The 16,992-nt window shown below is 67.4% G+C and carries 14 protein-coding genes; 5 read left to right on the plus strand and 9 right to left on the minus strand.

Going from position 1 to position 16,992, the window contains the following annotated elements:
• The first annotated feature begins 97 nt into the window (after positions 1–97).
• On the plus strand, positions 98–610 hold the full coding sequence (locus CW348_RS09585; protein WP_011293413.1) for a hypothetical protein: 513 nt from the start codon (positions 98–100) through the stop codon (positions 608–610).
• A 390-nt stretch (positions 611–1,000) separates the two neighbouring features.
• Complete coding sequence (locus tag CW348_RS09590) at positions 1,001–3,334, plus strand: MMPL family transporter (protein ID WP_287463498.1); 2,334 nt, start codon at positions 1,001–1,003, stop codon at positions 3,332–3,334.
• A gap of 58 nt (positions 3,335–3,392) precedes the next feature.
• On the opposite strand, the gene CW348_RS09595 is transcribed toward CW348_RS09590, so the two are convergent.
• The 3 genes from CW348_RS09595 to CW348_RS09605 all read right to left on the minus strand — a co-directional run bounded on the left by CW348_RS09595 (position 3,393) and on the right by CW348_RS09605 (position 6,143).
• Entirely contained in the window at positions 3,393–4,160 is a 768-nt protein-coding gene (locus CW348_RS09595; RefSeq protein WP_104612684.1) for a maleylpyruvate isomerase family mycothiol-dependent enzyme, read from the minus strand.
• A 185-nt stretch (positions 4,161–4,345) separates the two neighbouring features.
• Positions 4,346–4,918 carry a putative glycolipid-binding domain-containing protein gene (locus tag CW348_RS09600; protein ID WP_011293416.1) on the minus strand — a complete coding sequence of 191 codons (573 nt, stop codon included), beginning with the start codon at positions 4,916–4,918 and terminating at the stop codon, positions 4,346–4,348.
• Between the two features lie 349 nt (positions 4,919–5,267).
• Entirely contained in the window at positions 5,268–6,143 is an 876-nt protein-coding gene (locus CW348_RS09605; protein WP_011293417.1) for an SPFH domain-containing protein, read from the minus strand.
• Between the two features lie 943 nt (positions 6,144–7,086).
• On the opposite strand from CW348_RS09605, the gene CW348_RS09610 reads away from it, so the two are divergent.
• Positions 7,087–9,552, plus strand: a complete 2,466-nt coding sequence (locus CW348_RS09610; protein WP_011293418.1) for a ribonucleoside-diphosphate reductase subunit alpha — start codon at positions 7,087–7,089, stop codon at positions 9,550–9,552.
• 69 nt (positions 9,553–9,621) lie between these two features.
• Positions 9,622–10,686 carry a ribonucleotide-diphosphate reductase subunit beta gene (locus tag CW348_RS09615; protein WP_011293419.1) on the plus strand — a complete coding sequence of 355 codons (1,065 nt, stop codon included), beginning with the start codon at positions 9,622–9,624 and terminating at the stop codon, positions 10,684–10,686.
• A 90-nt stretch (positions 10,687–10,776) separates the two neighbouring features.
• Here CW348_RS09615 and CW348_RS09620 read toward each other — a convergent pair whose 3' ends face one another.
• The 5 genes from CW348_RS09620 to cutA all read right to left on the minus strand — a co-directional run bounded on the left by CW348_RS09620 (position 10,777) and on the right by cutA (position 15,669).
• Positions 10,777–11,829: a methyltransferase domain-containing protein gene (locus CW348_RS09620; protein WP_258076858.1), complete on the minus strand. Its 1,053-nt coding sequence runs from the start codon at positions 11,827–11,829 to the stop codon at positions 10,777–10,779.
• Positions 11,830–12,453: 624 nt separating this feature from the next.
• Positions 12,454–13,008 (minus strand): hypothetical protein, encoded by a 555-nt coding sequence (locus tag CW348_RS09625; protein WP_011293421.1) that lies wholly within the window; start codon positions 13,006–13,008, stop codon positions 12,454–12,456.
• 33 nt (positions 13,009–13,041) lie between these two features.
• Positions 13,042–14,592: an NYN domain-containing protein gene (locus tag CW348_RS09630; protein WP_104612686.1), complete on the minus strand. Its 1,551-nt coding sequence runs from the start codon at positions 14,590–14,592 to the stop codon at positions 13,042–13,044.
• A 139-nt stretch (positions 14,593–14,731) separates the two neighbouring features.
• Positions 14,732–15,328 carry a hypothetical protein gene (locus CW348_RS09635; protein WP_049754994.1) on the minus strand — a complete coding sequence of 199 codons (597 nt, stop codon included), beginning with the start codon at positions 15,326–15,328 and terminating at the stop codon, positions 14,732–14,734.
• Positions 15,325–15,669 (minus strand): divalent-cation tolerance protein CutA, encoded by a 345-nt coding sequence (gene cutA, locus CW348_RS09640; RefSeq protein ID WP_016189414.1) that lies wholly within the window; start codon positions 15,667–15,669, stop codon positions 15,325–15,327. Before cutA ends, CW348_RS09635 begins: the two co-directional genes overlap by 4 nt.
• A gap of 53 nt (positions 15,670–15,722) precedes the next feature.
• Here cutA and pyrE point away from each other — a divergent pair, with 53 nt between their 5' ends.
• On the plus strand, positions 15,723–16,256 hold the full coding sequence (pyrE, locus tag CW348_RS09645; protein ID WP_011293425.1) for an orotate phosphoribosyltransferase: 534 nt from the start codon (positions 15,723–15,725) through the stop codon (positions 16,254–16,256).
• A 32-nt stretch (positions 16,257–16,288) separates the two neighbouring features.
• Here the strand turns inward: pyrE and CW348_RS09650 are convergent, their stop codons facing one another.
• Positions 16,289–16,699 (minus strand): DUF4115 domain-containing protein, encoded by a 411-nt coding sequence (locus tag CW348_RS09650; protein WP_011293426.1) that lies wholly within the window; start codon positions 16,697–16,699, stop codon positions 16,289–16,291.
• Between the last annotated feature and the right edge of the window lie 293 nt (positions 16,700–16,992).

The following is a 16,992-nucleotide window of genomic DNA, read 5'->3' on the forward strand; positions in this document are numbered from 1 at the left end:
CTGGTTGATGCCCAGAGAACCATTCCCCGCTCCTTCCGGGATTTTCCGCTATCCCGCTTTTCGGCTGGGTAGAGGGGGCCTGTCAGGAGGGAGAGGGATGAGGCTTGACACGAGTCGGGCGGTTGACCGCCGGCTTGACGCCGTCTACCGCTGGGGTGCTGTGGCGGTCGCCGTGCCGTTGATCATCACCGGTCTCCTCGGGGCAGCGGGCCACGGTGTCGGGTTCGCCGTCGACCACGAGGTGGTCCCGGGGGTCTCGGCTGCGGAAGCACTGGGGTTCCTCATGGTGGCTGTCGGGTCGTTTCTCGTCGGCGGAGCGATCGTCGGCGGCACGGTCGCTTCCACGGTCAACATCGCGGTGGGCGCGGTGCTCGTGCTGGGCGGGCTGGGCGCGCTGCTGGTACTGGACACCCCGCACAACCTGCTCGCTTTGCGCATCTCGGACGTGATCTGCGGCTTTGTGGCCGGAATGGTGCTGTTGACGTCCGGCATGTACGGGAGGTTCAGCGGCCGCCTGCCCTACGACAACCCGTACTGGAGGTCCCGGAACCCGCGGTGGGTGCCGGAACCGCCGCGGCGGGCGCGCCCGTTCTTTGTCGGCCGGGGATGAGCGGAACCGCGGGATGCTTCCCGGCCGCGGCCTGCCCGTGCCGCAGTGGAAAAGCGGGCCCGGACAGCGGTGTCCACCCGCGGTTCCCCCGAGTGGCAGGTGTTCCACGGTGGGTAGATTGGTCCGGCTGTGCCGGTAGTGCGGCCGCGCTGTCGGAGGAGGGGGACACGCGGCGGGCTGGCGAGACGGTGATCGTGACGGGGGGACAGCAAGGGCGTGTGCGGTCCTGACGCCGCAGCACACCCCGCCGACCGATGTGGCCCGTATCACGCGGGAGGGGATGTGGTGTGATGTCCCCCGCGTCCGGTCGCAGCCAGCGGCGGCATGCACCGGATCCCGCACTGGCATAGCCCTTGTTTTCCCGTTGGTGCTACATGTGAGGAGCCACCCTTGCCGCAACACACGAGCCGGTCGGCGGCTGGTGACACCCCGCCCGGGCCTGCTGCTTCCGGGCAGCGTTCACTGTTACGCCGCCGCGCCTGGTATGGCGCGGCAATTCTGCTCATCCTGGTCTGGTTGTTCGGCGCGGGCCCGCTAGGCGCCTTCATGGGTCGGCTCACCGAAGTGCAGACCAACGACGAATCCTCTTTCCTCCCGGTCAGCGCCGAGTCCACCGAGGTCAGCCGGATCCAAGAGGAGTTCGCCCAAGAGCAGCGGGTTCCAGCGATCATCGCCTACTCTGCTGACCGCACGCTGACCGACGAGCAGTTGGCTGCCATCGGCGAGCACATCGCGGTGATCCAAGACCACCCGGAGATCTCCGACGGCGCGGCGATCGGCCCGATGGTGGGCACCGAAGACGACTCTGTCGCCCAGGTCGTCGTCCCGTTGCGCGAGGACGCGGACGTCGGGGACGCGGTCGAAGAGCTGCGGGAGCTCCTCGCCGAGCAGCCCATCGACGGGGTGGACGTCTACGTGGCCGGCCCCGCCGGGCTTGTCGCCGATCTGTCTGCTGCGTTCGGGGGGATCGACAGCACCCTGCTGTTCGTGGCGCTCGGCGCGGTGCTCATCATCCTCATCACCGTCTACCGGTCCCCGATCCTGCCGATCGTGGTCATCCTCACCGCGATGCTTGCCCTGGTGCTGGCCGCGGCGCTCGTCTACGTCGCTGCGGCAGAGGAGTGGGTGCAGCTCAACGGGCAGAGCCAAGGCATCCTGTTCATCCTGGTCGTAGGGGCGTGCACGGACTATGCGCTGCTGCTGGTCTCCCGCTACCGGGAAACCCTGCAGGAGAACGCCCGCCCGTTGGAGGCGATCCGCACGGCTGTGCGCGGGACGGTGGAACCGATCCTCGCCTCCGGCGGCACGGTCATCCTCGGGGTGCTGTGCCTGCTCGCCAGCGACTTGGCATCCAACCGTGGACTGGGACCGGTGGCTGCGATCGGGATCGCCGCCGCGCTGATCGCGGCGCTCACCTTCCTGCCGGCGGTGCTTCTCCTGCTGGGTCGGGTCGCGTTCTGGCCGTTCCGTCCCGTGTTCGAAGGGGAGGCGAGCGAAGACACGGAGCCTACGGAGACGGTGCTGCGTCGCCACCGGCTGTGGGGTGCGATCGCGACTTCGGTGTCGCGCCACCCTCGCCGCTACTGGGTGGCGACGGCGGTTGCTCTGCTGGCCGCGGCCGCGTTCGTGCCGCAGTTCCGTGCCGAAGGCACATCGGACTTCGACATCTTCCGCACCGAAGTGGATTCGGTGGTCGGGCAGGAAGTGCTGGAAGACGGGTTCGGGCACGCGGTGACCGCCCAGCCCGCGGTGATCATCGCAGACGCCGACCACATGGACGAGGTCATCAAAGCCGCGGAGGGCGTGGACGGGGTGACCGAGGTGACGCCGCTCACCGAAGCACCAGAGATGCCGGGCGGACCGCCCGCCGGGGAAGACGGTGCTCCGGGCGGGCCGCCTGCCGGTGAGGACGGGGCCCAGGGTGGGCCGCCCCCAGGAGTTGCAGGCGGTTCGGAGGGCGGCGCGGACGGTCCCCCGCCCGGGGTCGCAGGCGGGCAGGACACAGCAGCCGAGCCGAAGGTTGTGGACGGCCGGGTGCTGCTCGAAGCGTCGCTGAGCGAGCCTGCTGAATCCACTGAAGCCGTGGAGATCACCCGGGAGCTGCGGGACGCCGTGCACGCGGTGGACGGCGCCAACGCTCTCGTGGGCGGCCCGTCCGCGGAGTCCCTCGACACCTTGGACACGGCGACCCGGGACCTCTACGTCGTGGTGCCGCTGGTGCTGGCCGTCGTGCTGCTGGTGCTGATCGTGCTGCTGCGGTCGCTGGTCGCCCCGGTGCTCCTCATCATCACCACGGTGGTGTCGTTCGGCTCGGCCCTGGGGGTGGGCGCGCTCGTCTTCAACCACCTGCTGGACCTGCCGGGCGCCGACCCCGGGGTGCCGCTGTTCGCCTTCGCGTTCCTGGTGGCTTTGGGCATCGACTACAACATCTTCCTCGTCACCCGGGTGCGGGAAGAGGCGGTCAACTTCGGCCACCGGGAAGGGGTGTTGCGCGGTCTCACCGTCACCGGCGGGGTCATCACCTCGGCCGGTGTGGTGCTGGCCGCTACCTTCGCCGCGTTGACCGTGGTGCCGCTGCTCTTCCTGCTGCAGTTGGCGTTCCTGGTGGCGTTCGGCGTGCTCTTGGACGCGCTGATCGTACGGTCCCTCCTGGTGCCCGCGCTCAGCATCGACGTGGGCCGGGCGATGTGGTGGCCGAGCCGCCTGGCCCGCGGCGCGCACTAGCCGCCGCAGCGAGCGGAGTACCGGGCCCGTGGTCCGCACCACTGGTGGGGGCCACGGGTCACTCCCACGGCCAGACCACGTGTGCCTGGCTGCGCCACAGGCCCAGCACTGAGACGTCCCCCGCCACGGTGAGCCCGTGGGGGTCGCGCCGGTTCCACAGCAGGGCGTACAGGTCGCTGGCGTTACCGGTGACCGTGCAGTCGGCTGTGCCGTAGCCGCGCACGGTCGACACTCCTTCTGGTCCGATGGTGGCCAGCCATGCGTCCCCGGTGTCTACGGCGCGGACGGCGAGAGTCCGCGGCGGTTCCGCGGTGACGACCGGGTTGCGGGACGTGAAGAAGTTGCGGAGGATCTCGTCGATCCCGTCAGCAGCGAGCCCTGCGGAGACGGGGGTGGGGGCGCGGTTCGCTGTCTCAGCGTCGATGCGGTGGATGGTGGTTTCGTGGGCTTGGCGGCGCGCCCAGAACTCCACTGGGGAGGGTGCGGGGTGAAAAGTCCAGCACTGGGTGGCCGGGTCCGCGTTCTTCAGCACGTCGACGAGCCGCGCGTGCCCTTCCCGGAACCAGTCGAGGAGTTCGTCGTCGCTGTCCGGCCAGTTCCAGATCTGCGCCGCGTATTGTTCTCCCCGCGGGCGCTGGGGTAGTTGCTCGCTGACCACGAGCGCAGCGAAACGGTGGACTTTGCCCGTGTGCTGGAGGAGGTCGCGCACCCGCCAGTCAGGGCAGGTGGGGACCTTCGCGTCCATGCCCGCCGCCGCGGCAGCCTCCGCCATCCGTGCGCCTTCCACGCGAAGCCAGCGGACATGGTCATCCCGTCGTGTCCTCACCGTTGCTCACCTCCAGAGGGGAATCTTTTCCAGGCAACCACACGGCGGTCACGCGCGCATCAGGGGATTGACCTATCGTGGACGGCCCCGTATCCGGGTGGCACGGCTGGGGCGGCTGCTGTCCCAGGGGTAGGAGCGGATGCCGGGTGGTGGCTGCGGCCGAGGGCGGTTCGGGCGGACAACGGTCAGGCGATCCTGCGGACCAGGTGCTCGTAGTCGACGACGATCCCGTTGCGGTCCACGGTCAGGTCGAAGGTCCCGTAGCCGGAGTCGCGGTACTGGTAGCGGTCCAGGCCTTCCGCGGAGGGGAGGCGCGTGTAGCGCTGCCGCATGCGGATCACTTTCAACGTGGGCACGTCCACCCAGGCGACGTGGATGTCGCGGTGTTCTCCGGGGGCCAGGCCCAGGCGGCGGATGGGAAGCGTGTTGGTGAGCGGTGCGGCAGCCACGTCGACGTCGACGCAGCCGTCCAGTTCGGGGGCTGCCTCACCGTTGACCGTCCACTGTCCGGAGCGGTTCACCAGTTCGAGGACGCGTGCTCCTTGCGCGTCGATGACGTCTACCCGGGCGGTGCGCGTGTGCCATGCCAGGTCGGTGGAGACACTGAACCGGCACGAGTAGCGTTCCCGGGCGCCCGCGACGACTTCGCCGGCTTCCAGCCGGAATCCGCACCGTTCGGTGATCAGGGTGCCAACACAGAGCCCCTCGGCGACGTCAAGCCGGGACCAGACGACAGGGAGCGTGTTCGTGGGGCTCATATCGACCGTTCTACCGGTATTTCCCGCTTGACCGCCATACCCGGCGCCCCGTTCGCGGTGTTGCGAGAGGAATGCGGAGAGTGGTGCGGGCCAGGACGTGCGGAGGCTTGCCCCGTCCGTCCTGGCCCGCTTTCAACCGACCGCCACATCGGCATTCGCCGTGGAGTGGACGACCGCGGCATCGGGGAGGACCCGCGTAGTCCGACACCGCGGCTGCCATCACCGCAGGCAGACACCACTCACCGAGAGAAAAGTAATCTACGTCACATAGTGGTCGACTGCGGGCCCCCGATCAACCCCTGTCTCGCCCGCGTTTTCCTCGCTGACCGGGGAACCCGCACGGAAACGGTCACTCTCCGCGACGCGGAGTGATGTTGACCGCGCCTCCCTGCGGCACGGGCACCACTTCGATCTTCCCGTCCTTCAACGCCTCGTAGAGGATGTAGCCCTCGGGGCCGAGCACGTCGACGAGCTGCTTGATCGCTTCCAGCTCCATTTCGACCCGCTTGTTCTCCTCCTCTTGGGCAGCGGTCTCCTCAATCGCCGTCTGCGCCCGGGTAAGGGCTTGACGCACGTCTTCCGGCGGAATCGGCTGCTGGATCGTCAACTGCGGGGTGCCGCATTCCTGGTCTTCCGCCCCCGTGTAGTTGGGGGCGCAGAAGAAGTCACCGCCGCCGCTCTGCTCCGCGATGTAGACCGAGAGCAGCTCCCCGACCTTCTGCTCCCACTCGGCTTTCGCTTCCGCCGAGGTGTAGAGGTCGCGCCAGGAGTACTCTTTCGTGGCGTCGTCGAGGGCACGGTTGAGCGGCTGGCCGATGTAGGTGACCAGCATCTCCACCCACCCTTCCGGGGTGTCGGCCTCGTACTTCAGGCCGATGCGCTCATGCCATTCGCGCAGGACCTCGCAGGTCGGGTTGAGGGTGAAGGTGACCACTCCCTCGACCGTCAGCTCCAGGTCGTCGTTGGACACCACCACAGCTTGGGACATCTCCGCGTGCTCCGCAGAGCTGAAGGTGAGCGTGCGCTGGCCTCCCGGGTAGATGTAGACCAGGTCACCCGGCCCGTAGTACTCGCGTTGCCCCGGGCCGATGCAGTTGTCGAACGTGGTGGAGGAGAACGGACCGGCGTCGTACTCCAATCCGATCTGGTCCGGTCCGGTCGACACCGAGCAAGCGGTGAGTCCGAGGACGAGCAGGGCTGCGGCAGCAATGCGGGGGGTTTTCACGAACTGTCCATCTCCCTGGTGATCTCTTCCGACGGTGGTGTCCCACCGGGAAACATTGAGCACCGAGAGCAGCAATCTCACAGATAATCACAGATTGACTACAAACCGTGCGGGACAACCACCAACCAGTTGTACGGTTCCGTTCTTTGTGAGTCCTGGACCGCCGCTGTGGTTCCCTCATCACAAATTTTTTCTCTTTGTCCCCGTCCGCCACGCGGATAACCGACCGGAGTCTCCGGCAGCGGACGCAGCCGGAAAGCCCGACGCGGCCTGCAGTCCGCCAGGGCTCGGACCGCCTCCTGACACGCCGCACGGTTCTGTCCCGCCATCCGGATCCTCCTGCCCCTCCTGTCCTCCTGCCGCCCGGGCCCAGCGGGCTCGACGGCCGGGCCTGGGCGGCGCGGTGTGAAGAACACGACGCCGCACTGCCAAGCGGGACCGCCCAGCCCTGCCAGGCGAGCGCACACACCGGCTCTGGTCAGCACGATCACCGGGAAACACCCCGGCCTGCCGAGGGCATTCTACGGCCGCCAACCCCACAACACACCATCATGTTGTGGCTAGAATGGACAACCACCACTAGATGATGTGGTGTAAAGTCATGCCCCGCCGACGGTTCGCCGCGGAAATCCATGGCCGCGGCAGCGGGGGAACAGCGTGTTTTGGGCTGCCAAAGTTGTGGGCAGAAAGCCCCCGCCAGGACCACGTCAGCACCACACCCCACGCCCCGGGGAGCACTACGTCCCGGTCCGCCGTCGGTATGCGCCCACGCCCATCCAGGGGCGCGGAAACCGTCGCGCAGCAGCATCCCGACAGTCGCATGCCCTGCGTTCTGTTGGCGTGCGCGGTTTTCCCACCCCGACCGGTTGTCACCTAGCAGGTTGGAGCCGCCTTGACCATCGACACGGACGTCGATTCCGCCGCAATCCCGGCCAGCATCCCCATGGAGCGGATCAGAAAGGTGGTAGCCGAGGCGTGCCAAGGGCTGCCCGGCGCGTCAGCAGAGACGGTGATCGCGGAAGCCACGCGCGGGTTCTACCCGGGCATCACCCCCGCTGAGCTTGAACTCGCCCTGATCATGGCGGCGCGCACGTTCGTTGAAACCGACCCCGACTACTCCTATGTCAGCGCCCGGCTCCTGTTGGACAAGCTGCGCCGGGAAGCCCTGACGTTCCTCAGCGGACACCCGGATGAGGCCACCCACGCCGACATGGCTCGGCGCTACCCCGAATACCTGCGCGCCTTCATCACGCGCGGTATCGAACTGGAGCACCTCACGCCCGAGCTCGCCGACTTCGACCTGGACCGGCTCGGTGCCGCGCTCCGCCCCGAACGCGACCTGAACTTCACCTACCTGGGCCTGCAGACCCTCTACGACCGCTACTTCCTGCACCACGAAGGCACCCGCTACGAACTGCCGCAGGCGTTCCTCATGCGGGTCGCTATGGGCGTGGCGCTCCACGAAGACGACCGGAACGCGCGGGCCATCGAGTTCTATGAACTGCTGTCGTCGTTCGACTTCATGTGCTCCACGCCCACCCTGTTCAACGCAGGCACCCGGCGTCCGCAGCTCTCCTCCTGCTTCCTCACCACTGTCGGCGACGACCTCGCGGAGATCTTCCGCGCCATCAGCAACAACGCCCTGCTGTCCAAGTACTCGGGCGGTCTCGGCAACGACTGGACCCCGGTGCGCGGCCTAGGCGCCCACATCAAAGGCACCAACGGCAAAAGCCAGGGCGTCGTCCCGTTCCTCAAGATCGCCAACGACACAGCGGTGGCGGTGAACCAGGGCGGCAAACGCAAAGGAGCGGTCTGCGCCTACCTGGAGACCTGGCACATCGACATCGAGGAATTCCTCGACCTGCGGAAGAACACCGGTGACGAGCGCCGCCGCACCCACGACATGAACACCGCCAACTGGGTGCCCGACCTGTTCCTCGAACGGGTGGAGAGCGACGCCCAGTGGACCCTGTTCTCCCCCGACGAAGTGCCGGACCTGCACGACCGCTACGGCGAGGACTTCGCCCGCGCCTACGTCGCCTATGAGCGTGCCGCGGACCGAGGGGAGATCCGCGTGTTTCGCCGGGTGCGCGCCGTGGACTTGTGGCGGCGCATGCTCACCATGCTGTTCGAGACCGGGCACCCGTGGATCACCTTCAAAGACCCGTGCAACCTGCGGTCCCCGCAGCAGCACGCCGGGGTCGTCCACTCGTCCAACCTGTGCACCGAGATCACCCTCAACACCAGCCTCGACGAGGTCGCTGTCTGCAACTTGGGCTCGGTGAACCTGGCCAACCACGTCGGCCCCGACGGGTTGGACGCGGAACGGCTGCGCCGCACCGTGCGCACCGCGGTGCGCATGCTCGACAACGTCATCGACGTGAACCTGTACACCATCCCCGAGGCGGAACGCGCCAACATGCGGCACCGCCCGATCGGCCTGGGGCTGATGGGCTACCAGGACGCGCTGTTCACGCTGCGGCTGCCCGTCGCCTCCCCCGAGGCCGTGGAGTTCGCGGATGAGAGCATGGAGCTGCTCAGCTACTACGCCATCGAAGCGTCCGCGGACCTGGCGGCGGAACGCGGCAGCTACTCCTCGTTTGAAGGGTCGTTGTGGAGCAGAGGCATCCTGCCGATCGACTCGCTGGAGCTGCTCGCTGAGGCGCGCCGCGGCGACCTGGATGTGGACCGCACCCAGCGGCTGGACTGGGACACGCTGCGGGAGAAGGTGCGCACCACGGGGATGCGCAACTCCAACGTGATGGCGATCGCGCCCACCGCCACCATCGCCAACATCGTCGGAGTCAACCCGTCGATCGAGCCGCTCTACCGCAACCTCTACGTCAAAGCGAACATGTCCGGCGACTTCACCGTCGTCAACCCTTCCCTGGTGCGCGACCTGAAAGAGCGCGGCCTGTGGGACGAGGAGATGGTGACGGCGTTGAAGCTCCACGACGGCAGCCTCGGCCCGATCGACCGGGTGCCCGAGGACTTGAAGAACCTGTACGCCACCGCTTTCGAAATCGACCCGATCTGGCTGGTCGACGCCGCATCCCGGCGGCAGAAGTGGATCGACCAGGCGCAGTCGTTGAACCTCTACATGGCTGAGCCGAGCGGCCGCAAGCTCGACGAGCTGTACCGGCGGGCCTGGCGCAAAGGCTTGAAGACCACCTACTACCTGCGGTCGCAGGGGGCGACGCACGTGGAGAAGAGCACGCTGCGGGGCACGGACGGCAGGCTCAACGCGGTCACCCCGGTGGCGGTCTCCGCTCCCAGCCCTTCGCCGACCCCTGCCCCACGCCCGGCGGCTGCACCGCCGCGGTCCGCCGCCGGACCGGCTCCGGACCTCACCGCCGAGGCTGCCGCGTTCTGCGCGGTGGACGACCCCGAGTGCGAAGCCTGCCAGTAGCCGCCCTCTTTTCCGGTCGCGTCCGCGAGAGCGGGCGCGACCTCGCCCACCACACAGGGAAAGGAATTCATGACCACCGTCAACACCACCGGTCTTGGCGAAATCCAGAGCGGAGCTGCCCGCGTCGACGTCGAAGACAAGCGGATGATCAACTCTCGCGCCGACGTCAACCAGCTGCTGCCACTCAAATACCGCTGGGCGTGGGAAAAGTACTTGGCTGCCTGCAACAACCACTGGATGCCGACCGAGGTCAGCATGCAGGCCGACATCGCCCTGTGGAAGTCCAAGGACGGGCTCACCGAGGACGAGCGGCTGATGGTCAAACGCAACCTCGGTTTCTTCGCCACCGCGGAGTCTCTGGTAGCGAACAACATCGTGCTCGCGGTCTACCGGCACCTGACCAACCCGGAATGCCGGCAGTACCTGCTGCGGCAGGCGTTCGAGGAGGCCGTGCACACGCACACCTTCCAGTACATCTGCGAAAGCCTCGGCTTGGACGAGGGCGAGCTGTTCAACATGTACCGGGAGGTGCCGTCGATCACCGCGAAGGACGCGTGGGCGCTGCGCTACACCCGCAACCTGGAGAACCCGAACTTCACGACCGGCACCCCAGAAGCCGACCAGGCGTTCCTGCGGGACCTTGTCGCGTTCTACGTCGTGCTCGAAGGGATGTGGTTCTACACCGGGTTCGCGCAGATCCTGTCGCTGGGGCGGCGCAACAAGATGGTGGGGATCGCCGAGCAGTACCAGTACATCCTGCGCGACGAAAGCATCCACCTGAACTTCGGCATCGACGTCATCAACCAGATCAAGATCGAAAACCCGCACCTGTGGACCGAGGAGTTCCAAGACGAGGTGCGGACCATGCTCATCGAGGCGTGCGAGCTTGAAGCCGCTTACGGGCGCGAGACCATGCCGCGCGGCATCCTCGGCCTCAACGCCAAGCTCTGCGAACAGTACATGCGGTTCATCACCGACCGCCGCGCCGAGCAGCTCGGGCTGGCACCGATTTTCGGAGAGACGGAAAACCCCTTCCCCTGGATGTCGGAAATGATGGACCTGAAGAAGGAGAAGAACTTCTTCGAGACGCGGGTCATCGAATACCAGACGGGGAGCGGTCTTTCCTGGGACTGACGTAGCGCTTGGCAGGGATTCTCCCCTCGCGAGGGGAGAATCCCTGCGCTGCCGGGGCAGGCCGCGGCAGTCCCGCTGTCTTCGCGGAGGTCAGACTACGTGCTGCCATGAGGGGCCGTCGGGGGATTCGAGCCACACCACATGGCCCTGCGGTCCCACCGTCAGCCCGAACTCTGACACTTCCGGGCGGCCACGCTGGACCCACCAGGCGTGGGCCTGCTCGAGTTCCTCCCACAGCCTGCGAGGGCCGCCCTGCTCGACGCGGTCTGGGTAGACGCGCGCCCAGGAGGGCGAATCCGTGGCTGACAGCAACATCACCAGGCCGTCCGCGCTGCTCCGCAAGCCGTAGTTCCAGTGCGGGACCATCAGCGTCAACGGCAGCATGACCGTGGTGTCGGCGAGCAGCTCCTGCCCACCGTCGACCATCCGGGTCTCCTCGGGGTCCGCTTCTAGATCGTGCGGCGGGCCCCCTGACCAGCGTTGGGAGCGCAGCCACATGAACGCCGCCTCTTGGAGGAACCGTCCTTCTGCGGCACCGTCCCGCACCTGGAGGCGGGCCAGGGCCCCGTGCGGCCCGAACCGCTGCGGCGACCACGGGGTGACGATAATCCCGCCGTCCCGCACCTGGGTGAGCCACGCGTGCGGCACTTCCCATACCGCGCAGGTGGCGATGATCCGGTCGTAGGGGGCGAGCGCGGGGAATCCTTCAGCACCGTCGCCAACAACCACCCGGACCTCGTACCCCGCGGCGCCCAGGGCTTTGCGGGCCTGCGCGGCGACCACCGGGTCAACTTCGATGGTGGTGACCCGGTCTGCGTCCCCCACCAGTTCACACAAAAGTGCGGCGTTCCACCCGGTTCCGGTGCCGATCTCCAACACCTGCTGGCCGGGCTGCACGTCGAGCGCGTCCAGCATGGCGGCCACCACACTGGGGGCGCTCGATGAGGAGGTGGGCACGCCCATCCCCCCGACGCGTCCCTCGTCGATCTGGGTGACGACCGCGGTGTCCGCGTCGACCAGCTGCCACCACCGGTCCGGGGTCTGGGTGCGGTCCACCGGTTCGGTACCGTCCCAGATCCGGTCGGGGATGAACCGGTGGCGGGGAACCTGTTCGACCACGGTGGAGACGAGAGTTTCGGTCACCGCTGTTCTCCTGTTCCGTTGCATGCCTGACACGCCACCCAGCGCACGAGGTTCTTGCCTGGCGACGCACCGTCCTGGGTCACCCACGTACCTCCCTTGCCGTGGCAGGCCCCGCAGGGCTGTTGTCCCTTTCCGCTGCCGGGGCTGCTGTCTTTCTTTCCCCAGGTCATCCGCCCTCCTTCGGTGCCTTAGGGATGCTGTTCACCCAGTTCCCTCAGACTCCGTGCGGTCACCGCTAGGCGGGATTCGTTCTTTTCGGGGCGGCGGAAGGAGGAGTGGGGCGGCTGCACTGTGGCCGATGGGCAGTGGGATCGGGACTGGTTCTTCCGGGTATGCCGCGCCTGCTGGGCTTCTCCGCTGTGCTGTAGCTGTCTGCGAGCGGTCAGCCGCGGCGCGTGTCACCGCTGGGCACGGTAGAAAATCGCGGCGCCCACGGGCAGGAAAACCACAGAGCGGGCTACGGTCGCCGCGTTCTGGACAGCACACAAGGCCACTTCCGTCGCGGCAGGCGTACGCGTCCCGTCCGCCCGCTCGGCGCCGACACGCACCGGCCAGCCGTGCAACGGCTGACCGGGGAAGTCGCTGGTCTTCTCGGGGTCTGCGGGAGGTTCCCGACGCTGGGGGTTATGCGTCGAGCAGCTTGTCCAAGTGGTCTTCGTCCAGTCCCAGGTCGACGCGGATGCGGTAGCGGATACGCAGCAGTTCGAGCAGCAGGTCGTGCATGTAGGGGGAGACGTCTTGGTGCTGGAAGCACTCCACGCCCCGGGTCGCCCAGGCGAGCGCGTTCTCCAGGTCGGAGTGGGCCATCAGGGTTTCCGTGACGTGGATATAGGTGGGGAGGTTGCGGACCCCCACCGCTTTGAGACGTTCCAGGTAGGCGTAGGCCTCGTCGACCCGGTTGAGTTCTAACAGCGCTCCAGCGAGCAGCGCGCGGGCGTCGATGATGGTCTCACCGCCGTCGTCGATCGCCCGCTGGTAGGCGCGTGCTGCCCGTTCCGCGTCCTGGGCCATCTCCCACTGTTCGCCCGCACGCACGAACAGCTCCGCCCGACAGACCTCACTGTCGGCTTCCACTCGGTTGGCCAGGTCAAGCAGCTGCTCGGCGACCGCACTGTGGTCCCCTGACTGCACTGCTTGGAATTCCAACCGGTCGAGGTCGGCTGTCGTCACACGGGTCATCGCGGTCCTTCCTGCTGCTCGCGGCCCCGGTGGTTATGTGCGGGAACGTTCCAAAGCATCCCAGAAGCCTTGGCGTAACGCGTGCCTGACTTCGTCTCGGAGCAGGTAGTCGACTGGCAGCGTGGAACCCTGGAGCAGACGGGCTTCCAGGTCGGAGGGCATGCGGGGTTTACGTGCCAGCACCGCTTCAAGCCACAGTGCGGGAGCATCTCGGGCGATCGATTCGGCGAAGTCGTTGCCCTCCTTGTGGGCAATGCTGACGGCTTCTTCAATGGTACGACCGCCGGGCTGCTGGTGGCCGAGGCGTGGTGCGGGACCGGCGTGGTGCGGTACCTCGTTGTGCTGGAGGCGGGGGCCAGTAGCGGATCCGAACCCGTGGCGGGCTCGTTGAGCGCTCTGGTGTCGAGAGTCAGCTCCCGTACTGGCCCCAAAAGTAGGGTTTGCGCTGGTATTACCCCCATATCCCGGATTCTCGCCGGTGTTGCTTCCGAACCGTGGCTCAGGGGGAGCTTCCCGTGGTGGTGGTGAGGCTTCCCGTTCATAGGCGCTGCCCATGGCCGTCTGTTCTCGAGGCTGGGCTGGAGGCTGTTGCGGGGGTTGGCCCTGGCCCGGGGTGGGATAGCCCTGGTGGTGCATGGCCGGGTGCGCACCGGTAGGAGCGTTGCCGACCAGGCCCGCCATCCCGGGGTGGGCCCCCGTGGCGTGCTGGGCCGGATAGCCCCCGGTCTGGGCCTGTCGCAGGGAGGGCTGCCCGTCGGTGCGGGGTTCCATGGCGGCGGTGTCCTGGGCTACCAGGTGGTCGCCGCGCTGCTGAGCGAGGCTCTGCCGCATCGCGCGCAACTGTTCCATCGCGCTTCCCGGGACCGCCTGCTGTGCTCCTGTCGCCGCGAACACCGTGTCTAGGGCCCCCTCGGGTTCCACCCGTGACGAGCCCGGGTGGGCGGCCGCGGGCTGGCGGACCGTGGACCCGGTGGAGGGGCGCGCTTGACCGTTCGCGAGCGGACCGGACTGCCCGGAAGGAATAGTGTCGTCAGCCGACCCGGCGCCGGCCTCCAGCAGGTTGACGTGCGGCCGCAGGTGGCCCGCACCGATCTCGATCAGGTCGTCGCACTCGTGGCGGAGGGCACGCGAGACCGTCCAATTCCCTTCGATCGAAATATGGACCACGGTGACCCGGACCCCGTATTCCTGGGCCTCCGCGATCACCGGAGCCATGTCCTCGTCGCCGCAGACGAGCACGGCGTCGCAGATAGCGCGGTTGCGGGCTAGGGGGATCAGGTCTTTTTGGACGTAGTTCTCGACGCCTTCCCTCCGGCCTGGGCGGATGCGGGCGGCACGGAACTTCACACCGGGGATTTCCGCGATACCTTCCTGCTCTTGGGAGCGGCGGCTGTCAGTCACCGCCTCATACCAGTAGCAGCGAAGCGGTGGGAGTCCCGTGCGGTCGCGGGCGACCTCGTTGAGGAGCTGCACGAGTGCCGCATAGTCCCATGACACCGAGTCGCGGTCGCGTGTTCCGTGCACCGCCATCGCGCCCTCGGCCAGGAGGTAGCCGGCGTCGACGAACAGCGCGCAGCGATCCACGTGACACCGTCCCTTCCTTGGTTTTTGTGGCTTCGGACGCGTAAGCGCGACCGAACTGGTCCAAACATCGGTTTATGCCGGATAGGGACCAGGGCAAAGCCTAGCCAAGTCTGGGTGCGTTGTGTGGCGACTCTGGATCCTAGGCTTGGCTGCTCTCCGGCCACACCTGGGTGACCAGCACTGTCAACGCATCGACGAGCGGCATATCGGTGATGTGGCAGACCGGCCACGACCGCAGCTCTGCCAGGCGGGCGGGGTGGGCGTAGGCGTCCCCGGTCCGCAGGTAGCCGCACGGCGCGTCCGGCCAGTCCGCGGTCATGGGCAGCGGTTCGGTGAAGAAGTCGGGCGGCCGCACCGGCGGATCCTCGTGCTGCTGCGCGGCGGCGAGCTCGGCCCGGGTCGGGGTGCCGGACTGCGGGAGCAGCGCGTCGACCAAGAGGTATCCGGCGACCTGGCGGTGCGCGGCGCGCTGGGCGGCAGCGACTGCGGGCACCAGAGGTCCGGCCGCACCGGCTGCGACGAGCAGCAGGGGCCGCTGCGGGGCGGCGGCTGCGACCTCCAGTGCAGCGCGGGCGACGTAGCGGGCGGCGTACGGGGGCCGGTCGTCGTCGGTGACCGTGACGGCCACGGTCTCGACTCCGCGGTCGGCCAGGTCGTCGGGCAGGCTCCCCCAGTCTGCGACCGTGCCCAGCGGGCTGTGCAGGAGCACCACGCAGAACTGTGCTAGCGCGGTCACTGCGCGGGCCGTGTGGACTCGGTGACCCAATCGAGGTACTCGGGGTTGCCGCCCTCGATGGGGACCGCGATGATCTCGGGGACTTCGTAAGAGTGCCGGTCGATGAGGAGTTCGGTCAGCTCCGCCAGCCGGTCGTCCGCGGTTTTGAACACGACCCGCCACTCTTCATCGGCCTGGATGCTGCCCTGCCAGTGGTAGACGCTGGTGATGGGGCCGCTGATCTGAGCGCACGCCGCCAGACGGGCCTCGACCGCGGCGTCGGCCAGCCTCCGGGCTTCCTCACTGCTTCCTGCGGTGATCTCCACCCGCACATGACCAACAGCACTGTCGACGTGCGTCATACGCGCTCCCTTGGCTGCCTGGCGGTGTCCGGGACGCTCTAGGCTCTTCACCCATGAGCGACCGCGACGATCTTCTCCGACAGATCAACGATAAGGCCGTTGTCCGCGGCAGGGTGATCCTCTCCTCCGGAGCCGAGGCGGACTACTACGTGGACCTGCGGAAAATCACCCTGGACGGGCAGAGCGCACCGCTGGTGGGACGCGTGATGCTGGACTTGACCGCCGACCTGGACTACGAGGCGGTGGGCGGATTGACCCTGGGTGCGGACCCGGTGGCCACAGCCATGATGCACGCGGCAGCGGCGCAAGGGCGGCGCCTGGACGCGTTCGTGGTGCGCAAGGAGAGCAAGACGCACGGCTTGCAGCGCCGGATCGAAGGCCCCGACGTCCGCGGCCGTCGCGTCCTCGCGGTGGAAGACACGTCAACCACCGGGGGGTCGGTGCTGACCGCAGTCTCCGCGCTGCGCGAAGCCGGTGCTGACGTCGTGGGCGTGGCCGTGATTGTGGACCGGGGCGCCCGGGACCGGATCGTCAGTGAAGGGCTGACCTATCGGGCCGCCTACACACTCGACGATCTGGAAATCTGAAGGCCCGCCGTGCCCTGCCGGGCCGGCGGGGCCTACTCAGATTCAGACTCGGATTCAACAGTGAAGGTGTATCCAGGTTCCTCGTTGCTGACGTCCTTCGGTTCTCCGTTGACGTACACCTCGACTGCGGAGGGGTCTCCCAAGGTCACGTCCATTCGGGGTTTGTCATAGGAGACGTACTCGCCCTGGGTCATGGTCGTGTCGATGAGTACTTCCCCGCCAGGGACCCGGACGAGAACGTCGCTGGACTCCCCAACGACCCGGATGTACAGCGCCTTCTGCTTCTCTGTCGCGGAAGCATCGAGCTGCTGCGGGGCGGAGAGGGAGCCGCCGGATTCGTTGGGCACCAAGACTTCGCTGTTGCCCGGAAGAGAGCGGTAGAAGAAATATCCGCCCAACACGACGAGGATGACCAGTAGCGCGATCGCTCCGGCGATCGCCAATGCCTGGCCTATACCTCTCGGATCACTGCGGTGTCGTCCCACGGTGCTGAATGTAGCGCGAATCACCCATAACAATCGACAGGGAGGTGCTTCTTCCTTCCTGCCTGGTGGGATGTTGGGTGTGGGGGTAGTGCTACCGCTGAGCGTACCAACACTCTCCGCATCGGTTCGGCTCGCTGTTGCGCAAGAAGGACGTTACCGGCATTGTGGTCTAGACCTTTAGACCCTCGCGGCGGACACACCCGCCGGAGCACCATGTCGGTGACCGTCGGAAAACCGTCATGGAAAAATCA

Origin of the sequence: Thermobifida sp. (assembly GCF_017577275.1) — a bacterium.
Taxonomy (GTDB): Bacteria; Actinomycetota; Actinomycetes; order Streptosporangiales; family Streptosporangiaceae; genus Thermobifida; species Thermobifida fusca.

Bases quoted from the DNA above. Each gene is read 5' to 3' on its own strand.
- CW348_RS09585 (WP_011293413.1), top strand. From the start codon at position 98: ATGAGGCTTGACACGAGTCGGGCGGTTGACCGCCGGCTTGACGCCGTC.
- CW348_RS09600 (WP_011293416.1), bottom strand. From the start codon at position 4,918: ATGAGCCCCACGAACACGCTCCCTGTCGTCTGGTCCCGGCTTGACGTC.
- CW348_RS09610 (WP_011293418.1), top strand. From the start codon at position 7,087: ATGGAGCGGATCAGAAAGGTGGTAGCCGAGGCGTGCCAAGGGCTGCCC.
- CW348_RS09615 (WP_011293419.1), top strand. From the start codon at position 9,622: ATGACCACCGTCAACACCACCGGTCTTGGCGAAATCCAGAGCGGAGCT.
- CW348_RS09625 (WP_011293421.1), bottom strand. From the start codon at position 13,008: ATGACCCGTGTGACGACAGCCGACCTCGACCGGTTGGAATTCCAAGCA.
- cutA (WP_016189414.1), bottom strand. From the start codon at position 15,669: ATGACGCACGTCGACAGTGCTGTTGGTCATGTGCGGGTGGAGATCACC.
- pyrE (WP_011293425.1), top strand. From the start codon at position 15,723: ATGAGCGACCGCGACGATCTTCTCCGACAGATCAACGATAAGGCCGTT.